Source organism: Stutzerimonas stutzeri (assembly GCF_009789555.1).
Lineage (GTDB): Bacteria > Pseudomonadota > Gammaproteobacteria > Pseudomonadales > Pseudomonadaceae > Stutzerimonas > Stutzerimonas stutzeri_R.
On the sequence record NZ_CP046902.1, the window covers coordinates 4,406,887 to 4,428,929 of the forward strand.

Below are 22,043 nucleotides of genomic sequence, written 5' to 3' on the forward strand. Positions count from 1 at the left end.
AGGAAGTTCGTTTGGAATCGTTCTACATCCCCACCCTGATCGTTGCGCTCGCCGAGATTGGCGACAAGACACAGCTGCTCGCTCTGCTGCTGGCGGCCCGCTATCGGCGTCCGCTACCGATCATCTGGGGCATCGTCGTCGCCACGCTCGCCAACCATGCCGCAGCCGGAGCCGTTGGCAACTGGGTCTCATCACTGGTCTCACCGGCCATTCTCAGCTGGATTCTCGCGGCGTCCTTTGCTGCCGTGGCCCTCTGGACGCTGGTGCCGGACAAGCTCGAGGAAGACGAAGCCTCTCGCGGGCGACGCTTCGGCCCCTTCGTGGCAACCCTGATCGCGTTCTTCCTTGCGGAGATGGGCGACAAGACACAGGTCGCGACCGTCATGCTCGCCGCCCAATACCCCGATTTCATCCTGGTGATCGTCGGAACCACGCTGGGCATGCTGATCGCCAACGTGCCGGTGGTGCTGGCGGGCAATTTCGCAGCCGATCGCATGCCGCTCACGCTGATCCGCCGCATCGCCGCGATCGGCTTCGCCGCTCTGGCGCTGTATGCCGTCTATCAGGCCCTGACCTTGAGCGGCACGCTTCCAGTCTGATACGCAGCGCAAATTGCCGCAGCGCGGGTGCTGTTAGAGTGCGTCTTCACCGCGTTCTGGCGGCACTTGAGGGGAGCAGGCGGCATGTCACCGGAGGAACGAAAACGGCGGGTTCAGCAGCACATCGACCTAAGCTGGAGCAAGGGTCGACTGGCGCTGGCCGAACAGTTGCAGAGCCGTTACTTCAGCTATAGGAGTTCGTTCATCGCGCAGCCCGTCGGCAGTGCCGGTTTCGGCCTGATCGTGCGGGAAATCCGCCTGGCGATCCCGGACCTCGAGGTCGTGGTGGATGAATGCCTCAGCGAAGGCAACCGCGTCATCACCTCCAGCACCCTGTTCGGCACCCTGGAGAAACCGGTGTTCGGCCTCGCGCCGAGTGGCAAGATCCTCACCGTGGCCGCCATGTCGATGTGGACGCTCAACCCCGGCGGCGATATCGAGGAAATCAATACCCTGTTCGACCTGGAAAGCGCCCGCAAACAGCTGGGCATGGACACGCCCATCCCGATACCGCTGCCACCGGCATGACCGGGCCGATGGCAGCGACACGCCTCAGCGTCGCTGCTGGTACAGCGGCATGACCTTCGGAATGTTCTGTTGCAGCGCCTGGGTGCGGCTACTCGAGGACGGGTGCGTGCTGAGAAACTCAGGCGGTGCCGAGCCGCCAGCCGATGCCATCTTCTGCCACAGGCTGACCGCCGCGTTAGGGTTGTAGCCGGCACGCGCCGCCAGCTCCAGCCCGATCAGGTCGGCCTCGTTTTCATTGCTTCGGCTGTTGGGCAGCGTCATCAGGTACTCGACACCCATGTTGGCCAGTTGCAGACCGCCCGCCCCGACGCCGAAGGCCGAGCCAATCTGCGTCGCCATCTGTACGCCATAGGCCTTGGACATCGCCTCGCGGCCGTGCTCGCGCAGCGCATGGGCGATTTCGTGGCCCATCACCGCGGCGATCTCATCGTCGGTCAGCTTCAGTTTCTCGATCAGCCCGGTATAAAAGATGATCTTGCCGCCCGGTCCGCAGTTGGCATTCAGTTCAGGGCTGTCGATGACATTGACTTCCCAGTCCCACTGCGCCGCATCGGGGCGAAAGGCCGGCACTTCCGCGATCAGCCGCTGCGCGATGGCGTTCACGCGCTGGGTGATCGGGCTGCCTTTCTCGAGCATGCCCTTTTGCGATGCCTCGCTCAGTGTCTGCTGATAGGACTGGGCATACATCTGGTTGACCTGATCGGTCGACAACATACTGAACATGTACTGCTTGCGATCGACGCCGACCGCACCACCGCTCGTGGTATTGACGGCCTGGCACCCGGTGAGCACGGTAGCGGCCAGAAGGTAAGCCAATGGATGCGGCTTGAGCATGTCGCGTCTCCCATGAAATCTGCGCCGTATGCTAGAGCGAGCTTGCTTGCCGGGCAACCGCCTGCGACATCAGCGTGCCCCTTGTCAGCGGCTGGTATCCAGGCTGAGCGAGGGCCGCGACGCGATGACTAGTTGGCCGGCGTCAGGCACTGCGGCGCATCCAGTCCGGGATCGTTGACGAACGTCGCCAGGGGCCGCTCACGCAGCGCAGGTTGCGGTGCGGTCAACAAGCGGTGCAGGGTTTCGGTCGAGGTCTGCGGGTCGAGCCAGGCGGTCATCGCGGCCTGATCGAGCATCATCGGCCGCCTTTGGTTTGCCGCCGGCAGTGTCACCACGGCCGCGCTCAAGTATGTATGGCCCTGCACCGGATAAGCTTCCCAGATGGCCGCGAAATACATCAGCGAATCCTCCGCGGTCATCCAATACGGCCGCTTGCGCGCCGTGCCGCGCCATTCGTAGAACCCATTGGCTGGCAGCACGCCGCGACGCAGGCCGAAGGCGTCACGGAACATCGGTTGCTCGGCCAGTGTTTCCGCCCGAGCCTGGGCGGGCGTGCGCGTAAAATCGGTCAGCCAGGCCGGGGTCAATCCCCAACGCACGCGGCTCAGCTGGAGTTGCTCGTCGATCTGCCGCAGCAACAGCACCGAGGCGCCCGGCGCCAGGCTCCAGTGTGGTTGCTGATCGGCAGGGAAACCGGGTAAAGCGGCGAAGGCTGGACTCCAGCGAAACAGGGCATAGCGGCCACACATCTGAACAGGACTCGTTGGCGGAAAATCGAGGACGTCGGCCGATCGGCACGGGCTGCGGCGACCGGCCGTATTAGCAGATGAGCTCGCCCGGGTAGCTCTCCGGCTCGTCACCGGGCAACGGCTCGGCGCCATTGTACGCAGCGATCAGCTGTCGTGCGCGCTCGGCCTGTTCGTCGACGGCCATCAAGCCGAGCAGGCCTGCGGCCGGCAACTCTCCGACCGCGCCTATCAGATGCCGCCCGCTCAGGTACACCTCGATCCCCTCAGCGGCCAACATGCCGCGCAGCATCTCCGCTTCGAGCAGGTCGCGGGGTTCGTATATCCGCTGCATCTAGTCATCCTCGCGCAGCACATCGAGCTGCCAGGCGGTACCGTCGGTCCGCAGATCGAAAACGATCGGACGGCAGCAGACCGAGCAGTCTTCGATGTAGCGCTGATCGCCACCGCTCAGATCGAGCAGCGCCTGCACGTTCTCGCCGCAATAAGGGCATTGATAATCCTGTGATTCCAGCATCAGCGTCTCCCGCATGACTTGCCGCTATAATCGCCGTCCAGTCTGTTGAAATTCGCCCCGGCGTGTTGGCTTCCCGCAGTGCGGACCTGTCTGGTGCAAGGCGGCGAGACGCAATGCGCGTTGCGAACGACCACACCAGACGACCCTGTCCTGCCCTGCGCCTCGCCGCACCGGAACCGCGTCGAAACGCCAACAGACCCTAACTTCGACCCCAATGACCGGGGTCATTCAGTTGTTTCCCTTACAGAGAGCATGATGGACGAATTCGAAGCCATCCGACCCTACGCCGACGCTGAAGTCCCTGCCGTGATGGCGCGACTGTTCGCCGACCGGGAGTTCCTCGACATTCTGGCGCACTTTCGCTTTCCGCGGCTGGCCGGCCCGATGGGCTGGATGCTGAAACCTCTTATAGCGCAACGTCTGCGTCGTGAGTTCGCAAGCATTCATTCGATCGACGCACTGCAGGCGAAGATCGAGATGTATCTGGACCGCACCATCGAGCGAGCCACAGACGGCATCACCTACTCCGGCCTCGAGAAGCTGCAAGCAGGCTGCGCCTATCTGTTCCTGGCCAACCATCGCGACATCGTCATGGATCCGGCTTTCGTCAACTACGCCGTGTTCCAGGCCGGGATGCGCACACCGCGTATCGCCATCGGCGACAATCTGCTGCAGCGCCCCTTCGTCAGCGACCTGATGCGACTGAACAAGAGCTTCATCGTACGCCGCTCGGTGACTGGTCGCCGCGAAAAGCTGGCGGCCTACCAGGTGCTGTCCGCCTACATCAACCATTCGATTCGCAACGACGGGGAGTCGATCTGGATCGCCCAGGCCGAAGGTCGCGCCAAGGACGGCGACGATCGCACCGACTCGGCCATCCTGAAAATGTTGCATATGAGCCGCAAGGACGAACCCTTCGCCGAGGCGATGGCGGCGCTAAGGCCCACACCGGTATCGATCAGCTACGAATACGACCCGTGCGATCAGGCCAAGGCCCGCGAACTCTATATCCGCGCCACAACGGGCACCTATACCAAGGCGCCCGGCGAGGACGATGCCAGCATCGCGCTTGGCATCACCGGCTACAAAGGCCGTGTGCATGTAAGTTTCGGCGCACCGATCACGGACGTCCCGGACGATCCCAAGCAGCTCGCGATCGCCATCGATCAGCAAATCCTGTGCGACTACCGGCTGTTCCCGGTGAACTATCTGGCATACCGCATCTGGGACGGATGCGATCCAGCGCTATCGATACCCGCGCTCACCGAGCTGTTCAGCCCCGAGGAAATTGCGCGCGCCGAGGCCGAATGGAGCAAGCGACTGGCCGCATGCCCCAGCGTGCAACAGCCTTACCTGATCCAGCAGTACGCCACGCCGGTGCGCAATCAGCACAGGGTAAAGGCCGGCCTGGGCCTGTGATACCTGCGCAATACCCGGCTGGCCGTTAAAGCAGCCGGGTCAGCGAGGACAGCAGCGCGGCCAGCGCCAGGCTGCCGAAACCGAAAGCATAGAAGAAGCGATCAAGGCGTTGCGTGCCGGCCGCGCCAAGCTGATCGACAGCTGCTGTGCGGGCGCCTGCGACCGGCGCCGCGCCCGCCGCCAGTTGCCGACGCCAGCGCGTCGCCAGCAACAGCCACGCGCCGCTGAGCGCGATCAACAGCGCCATCGAATTGAGCACAGTGGCGAGGCTCGACAACTCCGAAAAGTCGATGCTCAGTACCAACCGAAACCTCCACGCAGCAGTCGCTAACGCAGCCGACAGGGGCTGCGAATGGGGCTGCGGAGTCTACCGAAGCGCCGCCGTTGTTTCAGCCTCTTCCCGACCAAACGGAACGCACTGAAAGATGGCAATTTGCCGGGTATTTGCGCCATTTATGCAGATAGGCCCCGTCTCGATTGTTGACTTATAGTCCCGCCCGGCTTCACCCTCATCTTTGCTTCGAACAACCGAAATAGAGCGTGCGCCTGGCATTAGCACCAGGCGGGACTGCCGCGGAGTCGAGCAAACGGCACTTGTAATCGCGGCGTCTTCGATGCCGTTTACCGGGCCTGTACCGGCCCGCTACTTCTTTCGTGGAAGTCGCCACCTGCGAGCGCCGCGCTTACGGCATCACTCGTGGGGAACCAGTTTCCGAGAATCAACAGGACCGAATAATGAACAAGAACACGTTAAAGACGGGGGCCCTCACACTCTCTTTGCTGGCAAGCGCCCTGCTGGCAAGCGGAGCCATGGCGGCGGTATCCGAATCGGAGGCAGCCAAACTAGGCGACACCCTGACCCCTATCGGAGCCGAGAAAGCGGGCAACGCTGCCGGCACCATTCCGGCCTGGACGGGCGGTCTGGCCCAGGATGCCGCAGGCATCAGCCCGGACGGATTCGTCAACGATCCGTATCCGGACGACAAGCCGAAGTTCACCATCACCGCGCAGAACTTCGAGCAATACAAGGACAACCTGAGCCCTGGCCAGATCGCCATGCTCAAGCGCTATCCGGACACCTATCGCCTGCCGGTCTTCGAGACTCGTCGCAGTGCCGCCGTGCCGCAGCGCATCTATGAGGCCGCGAAGAAGAATGCGACCCAGACCAAACTGGTTCGTGGCGGCAACGGCCTGGAAAACTTCGATACCGCCGTCGCCTTCCCGATTCCCCAGGACGGCCTGGAAGTGGCCTGGAACCATATCACCCGCTACCGTGGCGGCTCGGCCCGGCGCGTCGTCGCCCAGGCCACGCCACAGGTGAACGGCAGCTACAACCTGGTCAAGTTCGTCGACGAGGTGGTTTACACCGACACCCTGCGCGATTACAACCCTGAGAAGCACGGCAACGTGCTGTTCTATTTCAAGCAGCAGGTCACCGAACCGTCGCGCCTGGCCGGTAACGTCCTGCTGGTACACGAGACCCTGGACCAGGTGAAAGAGCCACGCATGGCGTGGATCTACAACGCCGGTCAACGCCGCGTCCGGCGCGCACCGCAGGTGGCTTACGATGGTCCGGGTACGGCAGCCGATGGCCTGCGCACGTCAGATAACCTGGATATGTTCAACGGTGCGCCGGATCGTTACGACTGGAAGCTGGTGGGCAAGAAGGAGATGTACATTCCCTACAACTCCTACCGCCTGGATTCGCCGAAGCTCAAATATGACGACATCATCAAGGCTGGCCATATCAACCAGGACCTGACTCGCTACGAGCTGCACCGCGTGTGGGAAGTCGAAGCGACATTGAAGACCGGCGAACGCCACATCTACGCCAAGCGCCACTTCTTCATCGACGAAGATACCTGGCAGGCCGCGGTCATCGACCACTACGACGGCCGTGACACCCTGTGGCGCGTTGCCGAGGCGCACTCGCAGTACTTCTTCAACGTGCAGGTGCCGCTGTACTCCATGGAAACCCTGTATGACCTGGTGTCCGGTCGTTACCTGGTCATGGGCATGAAGAACGAAGAGAAGAACCCGTACGTCTACAATTACGAAGCCAACTCCAACCAGTACACCCCGGCCGCGCTGCGCAACTCCGGCGTGCGCTGACCGTACGGCGGGTTCACACCCTGCAAACGCCCCGCTCCGTCGGGGCGTTTTTCGTTGTCGCTCGCACTACCCGGCGATTCCAGCATCGGATACAGACGTGGCCGGCAACTGTCTCGCCGTCACCTGCACACCGAACGAAACGCACCGGAATAAAAAAACCCGCATCGAGATGCGGGTCTATCGCAGCCAAGGACAGCCTCAGCCATCCAATGATTACTGGGCCAGCACCTGGCCGATATTCTGGTCGCGGAATGCGCGGCTCAGCGCGTCGCTTAGGACTTCGCTGACCAGCTTGGTGTTGGTCTGCTCGTTGGGCGCCATGCCGAAGCGCTGGTTGAGCGAGGCACCGTAACGCCCTGTGTAGCGGCGGCCGCCGTTCTGCACTTCGACCCGGAACGTCGCGCCGATCGTCGCCTCGGTGACGTAGAGTCCTTCCTTGGGTGACTGGTACTTGAGTTCAGCCAATGTCAGGGTCAATTGCGGGGCGTTGTATGCGTTGGCAGAGGGCGTAAAGCCCAGCAGGCGAACCGCTGCTTCGGCCTGCGCCTGCAGCTTGGGTATGACCTTCTCCTTCGGCACGATCACCGCACTGGTTTCCGGGTACAGCCCACCACGTGTGCCGAGCGTGGGAGACGGACGGCCATCCACCACGCGGACCGAGACCGGCTGCCCCTGGCCGACCGGGTTGATGGTGCCCGTGATTTTCGGGGTAGGGTCGAGCTGCTGCGGGCTATGCGCACAACCGACAAGCGTCAGCGCCGATACGGCGGCAAGACTGAACAACAGGCGTTTAAGCATGCTGCCTTTCTCCAGATGAAGGGATCGATGGCGCGCAGTATAACCAGCCCCGCAACCGCCTGACAGCCGATGGGCGAAAGACCCTTCGGGCCGGATCGCGCGCGGACCGCCGCACGGGCTCGAGCCCGTGGCGCGTCGTTGGCCAAAAAAAAAACCGCGCCGAGAGAAGGACGGCGCGGTTTCGGGTGACGCCGGACGCTGTGCTCAGTCGGCCAGGCCCAGACGCTTGTCGACCACGGCGGTCACTTCGCGGTACGCCACGGCGTCGGCTTCCAGCACCTTCTCGCGGGCCGGGAAGATTTCGTCGAGTTTACGTTTCCAGGCTTCGCTCTGGGCCTGCTCGCCAAAGCAGCGCTCGATCAGGTCGAGCATGATCGATACGGTCACCGAGGCGCCCGGCGACGCACCGAGCAATGCGGCGATGGATCCGTCGCGTGCCGACACGAGTTCGGTGCCGAATTGCAGAATGCCGCCCTTCTTCGGATCCTTCTTGATGATTTGCACCCGCTGGCCAGCCACCTCCAGACGCCAGTCTTCGGCCTTGGCTTGCGGATAGAAGCCACGCAGGGTGTCCAGCCGATCGTCCATGGACTGCCGGACTTCCTTGATCAGGTAGCGGGTCAGGTCCATGTTGTCGCGCGCCACAGCCAGCATCGGCTTTAGATTGCTCGGGCGAATCGACATCGGCAGGTCAAGAGGCGAGCCGTACTTCAGGAACTTGGTGGTAAACCCGGCGTAGGGCCCGAACAACAGCGATTTCTTGCCATCGACGACGCGGGTGTCCAGATGCGGGACGGACATCGGCGGCGCGCCCACGGCGGCAAGACTGTACACCTTGGCCTGGTGTTGCTTGACGATTTCCGGATTGTCGCAGCGCAGCCATTGGCCGCTGACCGGGAAGCCGCCGTACCCCTTGCCTTCTTCGATGTCGGACATCTGCAACAGCGGCAGGGCCGCGCCGCCGGCGCCGAGGAAGACGAAGCCTGCGTCGAGTTCGCGGCTGCTGCTGTCGCGCGTGTTCTTGATCTCCACGCGCCAGCCCTTGCCATTACGCTTGAGGCCGGTGACCTTCTGGAAATACGACATCTTCACGCCCGGCTTGCTCGCCAGGTACACCAGCATCTGCCGCGTCAACTCGCCGAAGTTGACGTCTGTACCGTTCAGCGCACGGGTGGCGGCGATCGGCTCGTCCAGCGGGCGGCCCGGCATCATCAGCGGCATCCATTGTTCCATCGTCGCACGGTCTTCGGTGTAGACCATGTTTTCGAAGGCGTGATGGGTGATCAGGGCGTCGAAGCGGCGCTTGAGGAAGTCGATGTTGTTGGCGCCGCGGACAAAGCTCAGGTGCGGCACGACGTTAAGGAAGTCGCGGGGGCTACCGAAACCTTCACGTCCCGTCAGGTAGGCCCAGAACTGCTTGGAGACCTCGAACTGGGTATTGATCGTGACGGCTTTCTTGATATCGATCGGGCCGTCTTTGCGGTCCGGGGTGTAGTTCAGCTCACACAGCCCAGCGTGGCCGGTGCCGGCATTGTTCCAAGGATTCGAGCTTTCAACGGCCCCGGATTCCTGCAGTTCGACGATTTCCAGCTTGATGTTGGGATCGAGTTCCTTGAGCAGTACTGCCAGAGTCGCACTCATGATACCGGCTCCCACCAGCACCAAATCCACGGCTTCGCTATCGTGTTGCGTCATTAACGCGTTCTCCAGAATCACAGCATTAAACTGTCACGACCGCAGTACGCGATCGTGTAGAACCACCAGCCAGGCGGCTAGAAACGGAGGAGGTTTCTAGACCGCTGCTCGGGCTTGTGCCCGAAGACCGGCACCTCAAGGTGCCTGCCCGCTGTCGGGAGAACGGCTTTTGGCCTCCTCCCTCTCGCTCCGAGGCCTCCCGGAGCAGGGCGACAAGCCTGGGCTCTACGGGACGCATGCAGCGAGAAAAACGATTGTGGCTGCCGGTCGCTCAGCCAGTCCAACGGGTATCGCGCCCCTCGCCACAGCGCAGGCGAAGGTAAACGGAATCAGCCGCGGGCGGCCTTGATCAGCTCGATGTAGGGCTCCGCCTGACGCTGATCGGCGATCAACGCAATGAAATCGCGCCCTTTGGCATCCTTGGCGTCCAGGTCGTATCCGGCTTCGACAAAGAATCCGAGAAAACGCTCGAAATCATCGATCCGCAAACCGCGATAGGCCTTGATCAGCTTATGCAGCGAGGGCGGTGTTTCGTCGGCCGGCTCCGGCTCGAGAAACAACTTGATCGATTCGTCGCTGATCGCTTCGCCGATCACCTGTTTCTTGTCTTTGCGCATGGTTTCTCCGGTCCGACGAGCCTTACGGGGGCGGCAGTTTACTCCGCGCGACGGGCGCACTCAACGCGCCAGCGCCCCTTGCGACCAAGGTCGTACACGAAAATCCTCGATTTGCCGCCATTGCCATGCCTGGGGAGACCGCTCTACCGGGCCCTGTGCTTATACTCGAGCTTTGCGCACAAGGAGTGGCCTCGCATGAACCTTCCGCCTCTATTCGCTGCCTGGCGTCAGACCCTGCGTTCGGGCTACGACGGCCGTGGATTGCGCGGTGACGTCATGGCCGGGTTGACGGTGGGCGTGATCGCCATCCCGCTGGCGATGGCGCTGGCGATTGCGGTGGGCGTAGCGCCACAGCACGGCCTGTATACCGTGCTGGTCGCTGCGCCGCTGATCGCGCTGACCGGCGGCTCGCGCTTCAACGTGTCCGGGCCGACGGCCGCCTTCGTGGTCATCCTGTTACCGATCACCCAAGAGTTCGGCATCGGCGGCTTGCTGCTGTGCACCCTGCTTGCCGGGGTGATCCTGATCGCGCTCGGGCTGTTGCGCGCGGGCAAGCTGATCACGTTCGTGCCCTATCCGGTGACCCTGGGCTTCACCGCGGGCATCGGTATCGTCATCGCGACGCTTCAGCTCAAGGATGTGCTCGGGCTGACCCTTGCCGAGCAACCCCAGCACTATGTCGAGCAGCTCGGCGAGCTGGTGCGCGCCCTGCCCAGCGCACAACCGGGCGATGCCCTGGTGGCCGCGCTCTGCCTCGCGATATTGATCGGCTGGCCGCGCCTGGTGCCGAAGGTGCCCGGCCATCTGGTGGCGCTGGTGGCCGGCGCGCTGGCCGCCATGGCCCTGGAATCGTCCGGCCTGGAGGTAGCCACGCTGGGCGAACGTTTCAGTTATGCGGTCAACGGCGTGACGCACCCTGGCATTCCACCTTTTCTTCCGGATTTCGCCTGGCCCTGGCAACTCCCTGGCCCGGACGGAGAGCCGTTGATACTGAGCTTCGAACTGCTTCATCGTCTGCTGGCGCCCGCCTTCGCCATCGCCATGCTCGGCGCCATCGAATCGCTGCTTTGCGCCGTGGTTGCAGACGGCATGACCGGCAGCAGCCACGACCCCAACGCGGAACTGATCGGCCAGGGCATCGGAAACCTGGTCGCCCCGCTGTTCGGCGGTATCACCGCCACCGCGGCGATCGCCCGCACCGCCACCAACGTACGCGCCGGGGCCTGCTCGCCACTGGCGGCGATCATTCACGCCGGCGTGGTACTGGTGGCGATACTCTGGTTGGCGCCGCTGTTCAGTTATCTGCCCATGGCGGCCCTGGCCGCGCTGCTGCTGATGGTGGCCTGGAACATGAGCGAAGCACCCCACGTGCTCAAGACATTGCGTATCGCGCCTCGCAGCGATGTACTGGTTCTGCTGACCTGCCTGATCCTGACGGTTCTGTTCGACATGGTTCTGGCGGTAGGCGTCGGCCTGTTGCTGGCCGCCGGGCTCTTCATCAAGCGCATGAGCGAACTGACCGACACCACCCGTCTGCATCGCAGTCAGAGCCAGCTGTTGCAGGATCTGCCGGAGCATGTCGCCGCCTACGCGATTCGCGGCCCGCTGTTCTTCGGTGCTGCGGAGAAGGCATTGAGCGTACTGCGACGCTTCAATCCGGAAGTGAAGATCGTCATCGTCGACATCAGTGCCGTACCGACGCTGGACATGACCGCCCTGGCAGCGCTGGAAAACGTTCTGCTGGACTACCGCAAACAGGGCATCGCACTGATCCTCTGCGGCAGCAGTGCCCCGGTCAGGCTTGAACTGCGCCGAGCCGGCATTCATCTACTCGAAGGACAGCTGTATTACGTGCGCGACCTTGCGCAGGCCCGGGCCAAAGCCTTGCGCCTGTTGCCTGCAAGCGAGGCGATCGCGACCGCCGACTGATGTGCCAGAACCGACGCTGCCGAGGGCGAAACACCCTCGGGAGCGAGTCGTCCCACGCCGCTTAACCGGCGTACTTCTGCAGGTTCGCCATCATTTCTTTCAACGCTTCGAGGTTGTCGGCCGGATGTGCGGCGTTCTCGAAGTCGCAGATCTGCTGCCAGTTGGCTGCGACATCCTCGGCATCGAAGCCTGCCTTAGGATCGAAACCGACACCCAGGCTGCGCTCCCAACGCACTTTACCCATCCAGCCGCCGCCCACCTCGAACAACCCGGATGTTTCCTGGCATTGCGCACTGGCGAGGTACACCACCAGCGGGCTGACCAGTTCAGGCTTGAGCTGCTCGAAAACCTGTGCAGGGATAAGCCCCTCGGTCATACGCGTGCCGCCAGTGGGCGCGATGGCATTGACCAGGATGTTGTTCTTGCGGCCTTCGAGCGCCAGCGTGCGGGTCAGGCCATAAAGGCCGAGCTTGGCCATGCCGTAGTTGGACTGGCCGAAGTTGCCGTAGATACCGGAGGTCGACGCCGTGAATATCACCCGACCGTAACCCTGCTCACGCAGGTGCGGCCAGGCGGCGCGAGTCACCTTGTAGGCACCTTCGACATGGACCCTGTACACCAGGTCCCAATCGGCATCTTCCATCTTGTGGAAGGTCTTGTCGCGCAGGATTCCGGCATTGTTGACCACGACATCCACGCGACCGAATGCGTCGAGCGCATGCTGGACGATCTTTTCGCCATCGGTCACCGAATCATGGTTGGCGACCGCGGTGCCGCCAGCCTCGCGAATTTCTTCTACCACGCGATCGGCCGCCGAACTGTTGGCGCCTTCTCCCTGAGCGCTGCCACCGAGGTCATTGACAATCACCTTGGCACCATGGCGAGCGAACAGCAGCGCGTGGGCGCGACCGAGGCCACCACCGGCTCCCGTCACGATTACCACTTTGTCTTCGAAGCGGATGGCTTCACTCATCGGCTATTCCTCCAGCGGACTCTGTTATGGATGACGTTGCAAAGGTGAGCGAGTGTCGGCGAGGCCAACCCGCGTCACAATCAAAGGGCCGTGAATGAATGCCCGGGCATAACGTTGCGGGATGATGGCCGAGCGCACACCGATTCGGCTCATCGTTACCGTTGCGCGTTGCCTTGCCTGGCCGCTGGCTACATTTTGCGCAACGGCCTGGACGCACAGGCGCGACGGCTCCAAGCGCGAAGTCTCCCCATGTTATCCACAGCACGTTCCACAGGATTACTGGATAACTGCGCGGTCACTCCCGGCCGACAGCCAGCCGTTGCATGACCGTATCAAGCTCTTTTTTTTCAACCACTTATAGGGCTCAGCAGGCGAGCGATCAAATAATAGGCAGCCCGCTCAACGCCACGGCCGGCGCCGCCTTCAGCGAACCGCCAAGAGGTTATCCACACATTGCTGCACAGCGATCGGGGATAACTACGAAACGCCTATAGCCGCCATCGGCAGAATCAAACAGCGTTTGATGCGCCTCGGCGCTAGCCTGTGGCCTGCATTAACCACTCAAGGAGCACCGCCATGCCCAGCATCGATTTCATTCGCACGTTACTGGTCGATTATGCCCGGGCGGCTGGCGGCATCGCGGCGGAGGATTTCGAATCTGACCGACCGGTTGGTCGGCATCGCTCCTCGGGTTAATCTGCCGCCTTGATCCGACGGAGCGAACGATGTCCCTTCAATCGATTTGTGTGTTCTGCGGCGCCAGCACCGGCGCCAACCCCATTTACCGCGAGGCTGCCATTGCCATGGGCCAGGCGCTCGCCAGCAACGGCATCCGACTGATCTACGGCGGCGGCGCGGTGGGGCTGATGGGCGTGGTAGCCGATGCCGCGATGGCGGCCGGTGGAGAAGTGATCGGCATCATTCCGCAAAGCCTGAAAGACTCCGAAATAGGCCATACCGGCCTGACCCGCCTGGAAGTGGTCGACGGGATGCACGCGCGCAAGGCACGCATGGCCGAATTGTCCGATGCGTTCATCGCCTTGCCGGGCGGGCTCGGCACGCTGGAGGAACTGTTCGAGGTCTGGACGTGGGGGCAACTGGGCTATCACGCCAAGCCACTCGGCCTGCTGGACATCAACCAGTTCTACAGCAAACTCAGCCATTTCCTGGATCACATCGTCGAGGAAGGCTTCGTCAAATCCCAGTACCGCGACATGCTGCAACGCAGCGATTCTCCTCAAGCGCTGTTGCGCCTGCTCGATGAGTGGCAGCCCAACGCAGACAGCCGCTGGCGTGAGCCTTCGGTGGGTTGACCAAAGCTACCCGAGGCGGCTGTATGAATTCTGACCGGAACTCTACAGCCCAACGGGCATGCGCCCCCGATGAGGTTCACCCAGCGTTATCCACAACCCTCTCCACAGCAACAGGGGATAACTCTGCGAAAAGATTAAACAGCGGGAAAATTCCGGGTTTTCAATAAGCTAGCGCTTGCCTACCGAACAGACATGTGCCCTGTGGCGTAGCGTTCACCCGGCGATCAATCCGTGACCAGCCGCGCCCGCGTCGAATGCTGCGCGGCCCGCAGCGGTTCACCAAGAGCTTATCCACAGATCGATGCACAGTTATCTGGGATAAGTACAGACGCTGCTCGAACGAACTCCGGTAGCGCTGGCGGTTCAAACCTGAAGGTTCTACCCCAGGGAGCAATGCCGTGCAAACCCGACGCCTTACCGTTTCGCTCGTTTCATTGTCCTCGCTCCATGCGGGGGCCCCATGACCGCTTTTCTCGGGCTGGTGCTGGTGGCTTTCGTCTGCTTCGTGCTGGTGTTTTTCATCAAGCAGCGCCAATACAACCATCCTGCGTTGCGCATGCCCTATCAGCTGAAGCGTCCGTTCTTTCAGCCGAGCGAAAGCGAGCTGCTGGCATTGCTGCAGCGGGCCGCAAGCGAGGACTACGTGGTTCTGAGCAAGGTTCGGCTCGCGGATGTCGTCGAAGTCACGGCGATTCCCCGCCGCGCGCCCTGGTATCAGGCCATCAACCGGATTTCGGCGGCGCGTTTCGATTTTCTTCTGTGCGACCGGGTGACGCTGGAACCTCGCTGTGCCATCGAGATGGAACAGGCCAACGATGCCAATGCGTTCCTCGATGAGCTTTGCCAGACGATTGGCCTGCCGCTGGTTCGCCTGGCTCCGGAAACGGCACGCTCGTATGCCGACGTACGCGCGGCGATAGAAGGCGCCACTGCAGCCGCGCCGCAACCGTCCTGATCACGGCGGCTGCCAAGCCGCGCAGGTCACCGGCCGCCCGGCGCGCGCGGTCCTTAACTCGACAGAAACAATACGACGACCGATCATTCCACCACACTACCCGCATCCGGGCGTGCGCGGCTCCGATGGCCGTCCCGCCCGAGCCACGGCGTACCGGTAGAAGGACCATCGGCACCGTCGCGGGGCGGTTGTCTTGGCGCTTCCACGGCACGCACGAGCCGAATCTCGCGCCGATACGCCCTCGACGCACCTGGCCGTGCAGGCAAAGCGGAGACACTTTCCAGATGGAATCGACATGCAGCTGAAATCTCGCCTCGCCACCTGTTTCGACCTGGTCTCGCGGCTGATCCGCCGCTACCCCGGCACCGTGGCGCTGTTTGGCTTCTGCTCGGGTATCGCCAGCTTTGTGCTGGTGGAGCGCCACGCCGGACTGGCGAAAGTGATCGCGACCATCATGCTGGCAAGCTGGCTCTGGCTGATGCTGGAGAACAGCCTGCGCCGCGGTCTGGAACGCAGGTTCGGCTGGAAGGTGCCCCCTCCGCTGCTGCGCTACGTCACGCAGATGGTTCATCAGGAAAGCCTGTTTTTCATCATTCCGTTTTTCTTCATCACCACCACCTGGAACAGTGGCCAGTCCGTGTTCACTGTCATTCTGGGCATCGCCGCCCTGGTTTCGCTGGTCGACCCGCTGTACTACCGGTGGCTGGCCCCGCGTCGCTGGATTTATCTGGCGTTCCACGCGCTGACCCTGTTCGCGGTTCTGCTGACGGCTCTGCCCATCATCTTTCACCTGTCAACGGCCCAGAGTTACCTGTGCTCGTTGGTCATCGCCGTTCTGCTGGCCTTGCCCAGCCTGAGGGGCCTGTTCCCCGAGTGGAACTGGAAGAGCGTGGTGGCGGTACCGCTGCTGGCGCTCGCCGTCGGCCTGGGCGGCTGGATGGGCCGCACCTGGGTTCCGCCGGCAACGCTGTGGCTCACGGACGTTGCGGTCACCATGAGCATGGACGATGCCTCGCGCGAACCGGGCAATCGCCTGCGTGAACTGTCGAGCCGTGAGCTGCACGGCAATGGCCTCTATGCGTTCACCGCGATCAATGCACCGCGCGGACTGAAGGAGCGCATCTATCACGAATGGGAGCATGACGGTCGGCGGGTCGACCGCATTCCGCTGGACATCAGCGGCGGGCGCGAAGCGGGATACCGCGCCTGGACGCACAAGCGCAACTTTCCTGACAAGGCGCAAGGCCGTTGGCGGGTACGGGTCCTGACCGAAGCCGGGCAGATGATTGGCATGTTGCGCTTCCGGGTCACCGAATGAACCGCTACGAGCCTCACGACTCGAATCTCAGACAACCGCGATCCTGGCGCTAGCCGAGGGCACTCATGGAATGGTGGGACATACTGAGTCGTACCGTCGTATCGGAGTTTTCCGACATTCCCGATCTCGAGCACGGCATTCGCGTGTCGCTGAGGCTTCTGCTGGCCGCAGCCCTCGGCGGCGTGCTGGGGTACGAACGGGAGTACAAGGGCAAGGCGGCTGGGCTGCGTACGCACATGCTGGTCGCGCTGGGCGCGGCGCTGTTCGTACTGGTACCGCTCGAAGGCGGCATGCCGGTCGAGGACTTGTCGCGCGTCATGCAAGGAATCATCACCGGGATCGGCTTTCTGGGCGCAGGCACCATCCTCAAAGGTAGCTCGCAGCGAGATGTAAAGGGCCTGACCACCGCAGCCGGCATCTGGCTGACCGCAGCCATCGGCGTCGCCGCCGGCCTCGGCCACGAAGCCACGGCGGTGCTGACCACAGGCTTCGCCCTGGTGATCTTCCTGCTGATGCCACCGCTGGAACAACACGCCTCCAAGGCGGCCCAGCACGACGACAAGCAGGGCCGTGACCGCGACCGGCACCCCTGATCCGGACGCGGCGCATCATTTCCCAGGTCAGGAGTCGCCATGCAACGTCGCTACGCTTATTCGTTCTGCGCCATCCTGATGCTCGGGCAGGCCGGCTGCGCCGATACCGCAACGATTCCGGTGGAGCTGGGTTATGGCCCTGACCCCGTGCTCCCGGCGCCCGACAGGTCGCTGATTCCGACCGTCAACATTGCCAAGGCGATCGGCTGGACCGACGCAGCGAAGCCGCGCGCGGCGCCCGGCCTGCAGGTCGAGGCCTACGCACGAGGCCTCGATCATCCACGGTGGCTTTATGTGCTGCCCAATGGTGATGTGCTGGTGGCCGAAAGCGACGCTCCGCCCAAGCCGGATGGCGGGAGGGGTCTTCGCCACTGGATCGCGAAAACCCTCATGGCCCGTGCCGGCTCGGGCGGTAACAGTGCCAATCGCATCACCCTGCTGCGCGACCGGGATGGCGACGGCAGACCGGAACAGCGTACGGTCTTTCTCGACGGCCTGAACTCGCCGTTCGGCATGGCGCTGGTGGGCGATCAGTTCTTCGTCGCGAACACCGACGCCCTCCTGCGCTTCAGTTACCAACAGGGCGCCACCCGCCTCGTGGGAGCCGGTGAAAAGATCGTCGACCTGCCCGCCGGGCCGATCAATCACCACTGGACCAAGAATGTGATCGCGCGCCGGGACGGCACCCGCCTGTACGTGACCAGCGGCTCGAACAGCAACATTGCGGAAAACGGCATGGAGGCCGAGGAAAATCGCGCGGCAATCCTCGAAGTCGACCCAGGCAACAAGACCTTGCGGGTGTTCGCCTCGGGGCTGCGCAATCCCAACGGCCTGGCGTGGCAACCTGACAGCGGCGAGCTGTGGACCACGGTCAACGAGCGCGACGAAATCGGCAGCGACCTGGTTCCCGATTACATGACGTCGGTGCAGGACGGCGGATTCTACGGTTGGCCTTACAGCTATTACGGCCCGCATCCGGACGCGCGCGTAAAACCGCAGCGGCCTGATCTGGTGGCGAAAGCCCTGGTGCCGGACTACGCACTTGGTGCGCACACGGCGTCGCTGGGCCTTGCATTCTATGAAGGCGCCTTGCTGCCGGAACGCTATCGCAACGGCGCCTTCATCGGCCAACACGGGTCATGGAACCGCAAGCCTCACAGCGGCTACAAAGTCGTCTTCGTGCCGTTCAGCAACGGCCAGCCCAGCGGCGAGGCCGAAGACATCCTGACCGGCTTTCTCAATGACCGGCAACAGGCCATGGGTCGCCCGGTGGGCGTCGCGGTGGACCACACCGGGGCGTTGCTGGTGGCTGACGATGTCGGCGGTGTCATCTGGCGTGTGACGCCAGCTAGCCACCCGGGCGTCCGGTAGCGCCGCTCGGCCCGGCCCGGCCCAGCACAGCTGGCGCCTCATCCGACGCGTCTACAGCATCACGGCTAACGGTCGCGCCAGACGGATTTCCTCCGGTGACAAATCGACGCCGTAGGCCAGCACCTCGACCCCGGCGTCCAGCGCATCGCGCAATGCACCGGCGTACAGCGGATCGATCTCACTGGCGGGGCGCACGGCGTCGATGCCGGAGAGGTTGACGCAATACAGCTGCACGGCCCGGACGCCATCGCGGGCCAGCGCCGCCAGCTCGCGCAGATGGCGAGCGCCCCGTGTCGTCACAGCGTCCGGAAAGGCCGCCACGGCAGTGTCGCCGAAGCCGAGCGTCACGCTTTTCACCTCGACGAACGCCGGGTCGTCGGCGAAATCCAGGCGGAAATCCACCCGGCTGTTCTCGACGCCATAGGCCACCTCGCGCTTGAGCGCAGTGAAGCCGGCCAGTTCGCTGATTACACCGGCCAGCAGCGCTTCCTCGACCAGTCGGTTGGCACGTGCGGTATTGACACAAGCCAGTCGGCCCTGCGGCGTTTCCACCAGCTCCCAGGTGCCCGGCAGCTTGCGCTTCGGATCGTTGTTGCGCTGAAACCAGACCCGCGCGCCCTCGCCCATGCAATTGAGCATCGAGCCGGTATTGGGGCAATGGATGCACAGGTGGTCGCCCGCATCGGTGATCACATCGGCCAGAAAGCGCTTGTAACGTCGCACCAGCCGGCCCTGTTCAAGAGGCATCTCGAAGCGCATCAGCCTGTCCAGCTCCGCAAGCCACGGGCGATACGCTCGACCGCCTGCTCCAGCCGCGGCACCTCCTGGGTATAGGCGAAACGCACGTGATGTCCGGCCTGATGCCGCCCGAAATCGAGACCCGGCGTGATCGCCACGAACTCGGTTTCCAGCATGTGCTGACAGAAGGCGAAGGCATCGCCGCCGAACGCACGGATATCGGCGTAGAGATAAAAGGCCCCCTCGGGCTCCACGGCGATGCCGAATCCCAGCTCGCGCAGGGCGGGCAATAGAAAGTCGCGACGGCGGCCGAACTCGGCCCGACGCGACTCGAGTATGTCCAGCGTGGCCGGCTCGAAGCAGGCCAGCGCCGCATGCTGGGCCATGGTCGGCGCGCTGATGTACAGGTTCTGCGCCAGTTTCTCGAGCTCCGGCACTGCCTGCGGCGGAGCCACCAGCCAACCGAGGCGCCAGCCGGTCATGCCGAAATATTTGGAGAAGCTGTTGAGCACGAAGGCCTCGTCATCCACTTCGAGCACACTGGCCGCATCGGTACCGTAGGTGAGGCCATGATAGATCTCATCCACCACCAGATGCCCGCCGCGCCCCTTCAGCGCCGCGGCCAGACCGGCCAGCTCGTCACGGTCGAGCAGCGTCCCGGTGGGGTTGGCGGGCGAGGCAACCAGGGCGCCTACGCTGTCCTTGTCCCAGTAGCGCTCGATCAGGTCAGGCGTCAGCTGGTAGCGCACGTCGGCGCCCACCGGCACCAGCTGGGCAGCGCCTTCGATCAATCGCAGGAAATGTCGGTTGCAGGGATAGCCGGGGTCGGCCAGCAGCCAGTGCTTGCCGGGATCGACCAACAGACTGCTGGCAAGCAACAACGCACCCGATCCGCCGGGAGTAATCAGCACCCGTTCGGGGTCAATAGACAGCTGATAGCGTCGAGCGTAGAAACCGGCAATCGCCTCACGCAACTGCGGCAGCCCCCGGGCAGCCGTGTAGCGCGTGTGCCCAGCGGCGAGTGCAGCCTGACCGGCCGCGACGATGGGGGCGGCAGTGGTGAAATCCGGCTCGCCGATTTCCAGATGAATGACATCACGCCCCAGCGCCTGCAGCTCATTGGCTCGCGCCAGCAGGGCCATGACATGAAAGGGTTCGATTGCACGACTTCGCGCGCTATATGACGAGGTCATCTGACCTTCCTGATGAGTACAAAACGTGAATTCTACCGAAGGTCCCACTGACACCGCAGCCACCGTGATATTCGGGAGTAGCGCACCCCGATACGATCTGGTAAGTTCGCCCGCTTGCAGCCGCAGGGCCGGCACGGGCCGGCAGAGGGATTTCACTATCCTGCGCAATGGACATAGCGAGAGGCGTTCATCCATGCCCATTACCAAAACGACATCCAGCAACCAATTGATTCGCGCCTTCGTGCCCTATAAGGAAGCCAAGGGTGAGGAATACATGAGCGACAAGATGCGCGCTCATTTCACCGGCATCCTCAACAAGTGGAAGCAGGAGCTGATGGAAGAAGTCGATCGCACTGTGCACCACATGCAGGACGAAGCGGCCAACTTCCCGGATCCGGCCGACCGCGCCAGCCAGGAAGAAGAATTCAGCCTGGAACTGCGTGCCCGTGATCGCGAGCGCAAGCTGATCAAGAAGATCGACGAAACGCTGCAACTGATCGAAGACAACGAATACGGCTGGTGCGATTCCTGCGGTGTCGAGATCGGCATCCGCCGTCTGGAAGCCCGCCCGACCGCCACGCTGTGCATCGATTGCAAGACCCTGGCGGAGATCAAGGAAAAGCAGATCGGTTCCTGATCCTGAGCGGACGCGCCACGCGGCCATGTGAGCACATCGCGAGCGAAGGCCAGGCAAGGCAAAAACAGGCGGAAACGCGCAGTTTACGCAGAGTGAATGAGCATTTTCAGCCTGTTTTTAGCGCAACATGGCCGAGCGAAACAGCTTCATACCGCCTGTAAGGCGCCCCGCTTCCTCCCCAGGTCTGTTGCGCATTCTCGCCGCATCCCGCCTCGCTGAGCCATCACCCGAGCCGGTCCCGCCATGCCTCCAGCCGCCACCTCCTCATCCGCCTATGTGGGCCGTTTCGCGCCGACGCCAAGCGGTTATCTGCACTTCGGTTCTCTGATCGCAGCCCTGGCCTCCTACCTCGACGCACGTGCGGCGAAAGGCCGCTGGCTGTTACGCATGGAAGACCTCGACCCGCCCCGGGAAATGCCCGGCGCGCAATTCGCCATCCTGCAAGCGCTGGAAGCCTATGGCTTCGAATGGGATGGGCAGATGGTGCGCCAGAGCGAGCGCCTGGATATCTACAACGCAGCGATCGATCAGTTGTGGCGAGACGGTCACGCCTACGCCTGCAACTGCTCACGCAAACAACTGCAACCCTTCGCCGGACTTTATCCGGGATTCTGCCGCGATGCCGGCCGGGACGTGGAAGACGCCGCCATCCGTCTGCGCGTACCTGATCGCGAATACAGCTTCATCGACCGTGTGCAGGGCGAATTCCGCCAGCATCTTGGTCGCGAGGTCGGTGACTTCGTGATTCGTCGCCGGGATGGCTTGATCGCTTACCAGTTGGCCGTTGTCCTTGACGATGCATGGCAGGGCGTCACCGACGTCGTTCGCGGCGCCGACCTGCTCGACTCCACGCCGCGCCAGCTTTACCTGCAACAACTGCTCGGCCTTGCGCAGCCGCGATACCTGCATGTGCCGCTGATCATTCAGCCGGACGGCCACAAATTGGGCAAGCGCTACCGCTCCCCGCCCCTGCAACCCAACGAAGCGACTCCGCTGTTACTTCGAGCGCTACGTGCGCTCGGCCAACCCACCCCGGACGAGCTGAACGACGCGCAACCCGCCGAAGTCCTGGCCTGGGCGATTCGGCGCTGGGATGCGCAGCGCATCCCGCGCTGCCGCACGCTGGCCGAGTCGCAGTTGCGCTGAGGCTAGAAGTGC

23 protein-coding genes are annotated in these 22,043 nt (G+C 63.1%); 12 read left to right on the forward strand and 11 right to left on the reverse strand.

Translation table 11 applies throughout. The annotated features are described in order from the left end of the window. Window positions 1-11 precede the first annotated feature (11 nt). Both GQA94_RS20485 and GQA94_RS20490 read left to right on the forward strand, forming a co-directional pair. Entirely contained in the window at window positions 12-599 is a 588-nt protein-coding gene (locus GQA94_RS20485) for a TMEM165/GDT1 family protein (RefSeq protein ID WP_158189738.1), read from the forward strand. Window positions 600-683: 84 nt separating this feature from the next. Further along, a complete protein-coding gene (locus GQA94_RS20490; protein WP_158189739.1) occupies window positions 684-1,127 on the forward strand; it encodes an ester cyclase in 444 nt (147 codons plus the stop codon). A 24-nt stretch (window positions 1,128-1,151) separates the two neighbouring features. Here the strand turns inward: GQA94_RS20490 and GQA94_RS20495 are convergent, their stop codons facing one another. From GQA94_RS20495 to GQA94_RS20510, 4 genes are all read right to left on the reverse strand, one after another. Further along, window positions 1,152-1,961, reverse strand: a complete 810-nt coding sequence (locus tag GQA94_RS20495) for a M48 family metallopeptidase (protein WP_158189740.1) — start codon at window positions 1,959-1,961, stop codon at window positions 1,152-1,154. Window positions 1,962-2,089: 128 nt separating this feature from the next. After that, window positions 2,090-2,710 (reverse strand): SOS response-associated peptidase, encoded by a 621-nt coding sequence (locus GQA94_RS20500; protein WP_158189741.1) that lies wholly within the window; start codon window positions 2,708-2,710, stop codon window positions 2,090-2,092. A 70-nt stretch (window positions 2,711-2,780) separates the two neighbouring features. Beyond that, a complete protein-coding gene (locus GQA94_RS20505) occupies window positions 2,781-3,041 on the reverse strand; it encodes a DUF2007 domain-containing protein (protein ID WP_158189742.1) in 261 nt (86 codons plus the stop codon). Continuing rightward, entirely contained in the window at window positions 3,042-3,224 is a 183-nt protein-coding gene (locus GQA94_RS20510) for a CPXCG motif-containing cysteine-rich protein (protein WP_158189743.1), read from the reverse strand. It abuts the gene before it with no gap. Between the two features lie 255 nt (window positions 3,225-3,479). Between GQA94_RS20510 and GQA94_RS20515 the strand changes: the two genes are divergently transcribed. Continuing rightward, window positions 3,480-4,643: a 1-acyl-sn-glycerol-3-phosphate acyltransferase gene (locus tag GQA94_RS20515; protein ID WP_199270077.1), complete on the forward strand. Its 1,164-nt coding sequence runs from the start codon at window positions 3,480-3,482 to the stop codon at window positions 4,641-4,643. A 25-nt stretch (window positions 4,644-4,668) separates the two neighbouring features. On the opposite strand, the gene GQA94_RS20520 is transcribed toward GQA94_RS20515, so the two are convergent. After that, window positions 4,669-4,890, reverse strand: a complete 222-nt coding sequence (locus GQA94_RS20520; RefSeq protein ID WP_233270196.1) for a hypothetical protein — start codon at window positions 4,888-4,890, stop codon at window positions 4,669-4,671. 488 nt (window positions 4,891-5,378) lie between these two features. On the opposite strand from GQA94_RS20520, the gene GQA94_RS20525 reads away from it, so the two are divergent. Continuing rightward, window positions 5,379-6,755, forward strand: a complete 1,377-nt coding sequence (locus tag GQA94_RS20525) for a DUF1329 domain-containing protein (protein WP_158189746.1) — start codon at window positions 5,379-5,381, stop codon at window positions 6,753-6,755. 213 nt (window positions 6,756-6,968) lie between these two features. Here GQA94_RS20525 and GQA94_RS20530 read toward each other — a convergent pair whose 3' ends face one another. The 3 genes from GQA94_RS20530 to GQA94_RS20540 all read right to left on the reverse strand — a co-directional run bounded on the left by GQA94_RS20530 (window position 6,969) and on the right by GQA94_RS20540 (window position 9,865). After that, window positions 6,969-7,553 carry a YajG family lipoprotein gene (locus GQA94_RS20530; protein ID WP_158189747.1) on the reverse strand — a complete coding sequence of 195 codons (585 nt, stop codon included), beginning with the start codon at window positions 7,551-7,553 and terminating at the stop codon, window positions 6,969-6,971. Window positions 7,554-7,757: 204 nt separating this feature from the next. Next, window positions 7,758-9,248, reverse strand: coding sequence for a malate dehydrogenase (quinone) (gene mqo, locus GQA94_RS20535; protein WP_233270197.1), 1,491 nt, complete (start codon window positions 9,246-9,248; stop codon window positions 7,758-7,760). Between the two features lie 329 nt (window positions 9,249-9,577). Further along, window positions 9,578-9,865 (reverse strand): PA4642 family protein, encoded by a 288-nt coding sequence (locus GQA94_RS20540; RefSeq protein WP_158189749.1) that lies wholly within the window; start codon window positions 9,863-9,865, stop codon window positions 9,578-9,580. A gap of 195 nt (window positions 9,866-10,060) precedes the next feature. On the opposite strand from GQA94_RS20540, the gene dauA reads away from it, so the two are divergent. Then, entirely contained in the window at window positions 10,061-11,794 is a 1,734-nt protein-coding gene (gene dauA / locus GQA94_RS20545; protein WP_158189750.1) for a C4-dicarboxylic acid transporter DauA, read from the forward strand. A gap of 61 nt (window positions 11,795-11,855) precedes the next feature. On the opposite strand, the gene GQA94_RS20550 is transcribed toward dauA, so the two are convergent. Then, window positions 11,856-12,767: an SDR family oxidoreductase gene (locus GQA94_RS20550; protein WP_158189751.1), complete on the reverse strand. Its 912-nt coding sequence runs from the start codon at window positions 12,765-12,767 to the stop codon at window positions 11,856-11,858. A 725-nt stretch (window positions 12,768-13,492) separates the two neighbouring features. On the opposite strand from GQA94_RS20550, the gene GQA94_RS20555 reads away from it, so the two are divergent. The 5 genes from GQA94_RS20555 (at window position 13,493) to GQA94_RS20575 (ending at window position 18,317) form a co-directional block, all read left to right on the forward strand. Further along, window positions 13,493-14,080 (forward strand): TIGR00730 family Rossman fold protein, encoded by a 588-nt coding sequence (locus GQA94_RS20555; protein WP_158189752.1) that lies wholly within the window; start codon window positions 13,493-13,495, stop codon window positions 14,078-14,080. Window positions 14,081-14,540: 460 nt separating this feature from the next. Beyond that, window positions 14,541-15,035 (forward strand): DUF2726 domain-containing protein, encoded by a 495-nt coding sequence (locus tag GQA94_RS20560; RefSeq protein ID WP_158189753.1) that lies wholly within the window; start codon window positions 14,541-14,543, stop codon window positions 15,033-15,035. Between the two features lie 295 nt (window positions 15,036-15,330). Continuing rightward, a complete protein-coding gene (locus GQA94_RS20565; protein ID WP_158189754.1) occupies window positions 15,331-16,353 on the forward strand; it encodes a DUF5924 family protein in 1,023 nt (340 codons plus the stop codon). A gap of 65 nt (window positions 16,354-16,418) precedes the next feature. Beyond that, window positions 16,419-16,946, forward strand: coding sequence for an MgtC/SapB family protein (locus tag GQA94_RS20570; protein ID WP_158189755.1), 528 nt, complete (start codon window positions 16,419-16,421; stop codon window positions 16,944-16,946). A 39-nt stretch (window positions 16,947-16,985) separates the two neighbouring features. After that, window positions 16,986-18,317, forward strand: coding sequence for a PQQ-dependent sugar dehydrogenase (locus tag GQA94_RS20575; RefSeq protein ID WP_158189756.1), 1,332 nt, complete (start codon window positions 16,986-16,988; stop codon window positions 18,315-18,317). A 51-nt stretch (window positions 18,318-18,368) separates the two neighbouring features. On the opposite strand, the gene sfsA is transcribed toward GQA94_RS20575, so the two are convergent. Both sfsA and GQA94_RS20585 read right to left on the reverse strand, forming a co-directional pair. Next, window positions 18,369-19,076 (reverse strand): DNA/RNA nuclease SfsA, encoded by a 708-nt coding sequence (sfsA, locus tag GQA94_RS20580; protein ID WP_158189757.1) that lies wholly within the window; start codon window positions 19,074-19,076, stop codon window positions 18,369-18,371. After that, window positions 19,076-20,248: a pyridoxal phosphate-dependent aminotransferase gene (locus GQA94_RS20585; protein WP_158189758.1), complete on the reverse strand. Its 1,173-nt coding sequence runs from the start codon at window positions 20,246-20,248 to the stop codon at window positions 19,076-19,078. Before GQA94_RS20585 ends, sfsA begins: the two co-directional genes overlap by 1 nt. Before the next feature lie 193 nt (window positions 20,249-20,441). Here GQA94_RS20585 and dksA point away from each other — a divergent pair, with 193 nt between their 5' ends. Together dksA and gluQRS are read left to right on the forward strand one after the other, a co-directional pair. After that, a complete protein-coding gene (gene dksA, locus GQA94_RS20590) occupies window positions 20,442-20,885 on the forward strand; it encodes an RNA polymerase-binding protein DksA (protein WP_158189759.1) in 444 nt (147 codons plus the stop codon). Window positions 20,886-21,128: 243 nt separating this feature from the next. Beyond that, the gene (gene gluQRS / locus GQA94_RS20595) at window positions 21,129-22,031 is read left to right on the forward strand and encodes a tRNA glutamyl-Q(34) synthetase GluQRS (protein ID WP_158189760.1); all 903 of its coding nucleotides are present in this window, start codon (window positions 21,129-21,131) and stop codon (window positions 22,029-22,031) included. Window positions 22,032-22,043 lie beyond the last annotated feature (12 nt).

What these genes read in the sequence shown, in the direction of transcription:
- sfsA (WP_158189757.1), bottom strand. Translation starts at nt 19,076, where the DNA reads ATGCGCTTCGAGATGCCTCTTGAACAGGGCCGGCTGGTGCGACGTTAC.
- GQA94_RS20540 (WP_158189749.1), bottom strand. Translation starts at nt 9,865, where the DNA reads ATGCGCAAAGACAAGAAACAGGTGATCGGCGAAGCGATCAGCGACGAA.
- gluQRS (WP_158189760.1), top strand. Translation starts at nt 21,129, where the DNA reads ATGCCTCCAGCCGCCACCTCCTCATCCGCCTATGTGGGCCGTTTCGCG.
- mqo (WP_233270197.1), bottom strand. Translation starts at nt 9,248, where the DNA reads ATGACGCAACACGATAGCGAAGCCGTGGATTTGGTGCTGGTGGGAGCC.
- GQA94_RS20585 (WP_158189758.1), bottom strand. Translation starts at nt 20,248, where the DNA reads ATGACCTCGTCATATAGCGCGCGAAGTCGTGCAATCGAACCCTTTCAT.
- GQA94_RS20495 (WP_158189740.1), bottom strand. Translation starts at nt 1,961, where the DNA reads ATGCTCAAGCCGCATCCATTGGCTTACCTTCTGGCCGCTACCGTGCTC.
- GQA94_RS20500 (WP_158189741.1), bottom strand. Translation starts at nt 2,710, where the DNA reads ATGTGTGGCCGCTATGCCCTGTTTCGCTGGAGTCCAGCCTTCGCCGCT.
- GQA94_RS20565 (WP_158189754.1), top strand. Translation starts at nt 15,331, where the DNA reads ATGCAGCTGAAATCTCGCCTCGCCACCTGTTTCGACCTGGTCTCGCGG.
- GQA94_RS20570 (WP_158189755.1), top strand. Translation starts at nt 16,419, where the DNA reads ATGGAATGGTGGGACATACTGAGTCGTACCGTCGTATCGGAGTTTTCC.
- GQA94_RS20490 (WP_158189739.1), top strand. Translation starts at nt 684, where the DNA reads ATGTCACCGGAGGAACGAAAACGGCGGGTTCAGCAGCACATCGACCTA.
- GQA94_RS20575 (WP_158189756.1), top strand. Translation starts at nt 16,986, where the DNA reads ATGCAACGTCGCTACGCTTATTCGTTCTGCGCCATCCTGATGCTCGGG.
- GQA94_RS20515 (WP_199270077.1), top strand. Translation starts at nt 3,480, where the DNA reads ATGGACGAATTCGAAGCCATCCGACCCTACGCCGACGCTGAAGTCCCT.
- GQA94_RS20530 (WP_158189747.1), bottom strand. Translation starts at nt 7,553, where the DNA reads ATGCTTAAACGCCTGTTGTTCAGTCTTGCCGCCGTATCGGCGCTGACG.
- GQA94_RS20525 (WP_158189746.1), top strand. Translation starts at nt 5,379, where the DNA reads ATGAACAAGAACACGTTAAAGACGGGGGCCCTCACACTCTCTTTGCTG.
- GQA94_RS20550 (WP_158189751.1), bottom strand. Translation starts at nt 12,767, where the DNA reads ATGAGTGAAGCCATCCGCTTCGAAGACAAAGTGGTAATCGTGACGGGA.
- GQA94_RS20560 (WP_158189753.1), top strand. Translation starts at nt 14,541, where the DNA reads ATGACCGCTTTTCTCGGGCTGGTGCTGGTGGCTTTCGTCTGCTTCGTG.
- dauA (WP_158189750.1), top strand. Translation starts at nt 10,061, where the DNA reads ATGAACCTTCCGCCTCTATTCGCTGCCTGGCGTCAGACCCTGCGTTCG.
- GQA94_RS20505 (WP_158189742.1), bottom strand. Translation starts at nt 3,041, where the DNA reads ATGCAGCGGATATACGAACCCCGCGACCTGCTCGAAGCGGAGATGCTG.
- dksA (WP_158189759.1), top strand. Translation starts at nt 20,442, where the DNA reads ATGCCCATTACCAAAACGACATCCAGCAACCAATTGATTCGCGCCTTC.
- GQA94_RS20555 (WP_158189752.1), top strand. Translation starts at nt 13,493, where the DNA reads ATGTCCCTTCAATCGATTTGTGTGTTCTGCGGCGCCAGCACCGGCGCC.
- GQA94_RS20520 (WP_233270196.1), bottom strand. Translation starts at nt 4,890, where the DNA reads ATGGCGCTGTTGATCGCGCTCAGCGGCGCGTGGCTGTTGCTGGCGACG.
- GQA94_RS20510 (WP_158189743.1), bottom strand. Translation starts at nt 3,224, where the DNA reads ATGCTGGAATCACAGGATTATCAATGCCCTTATTGCGGCGAGAACGTG.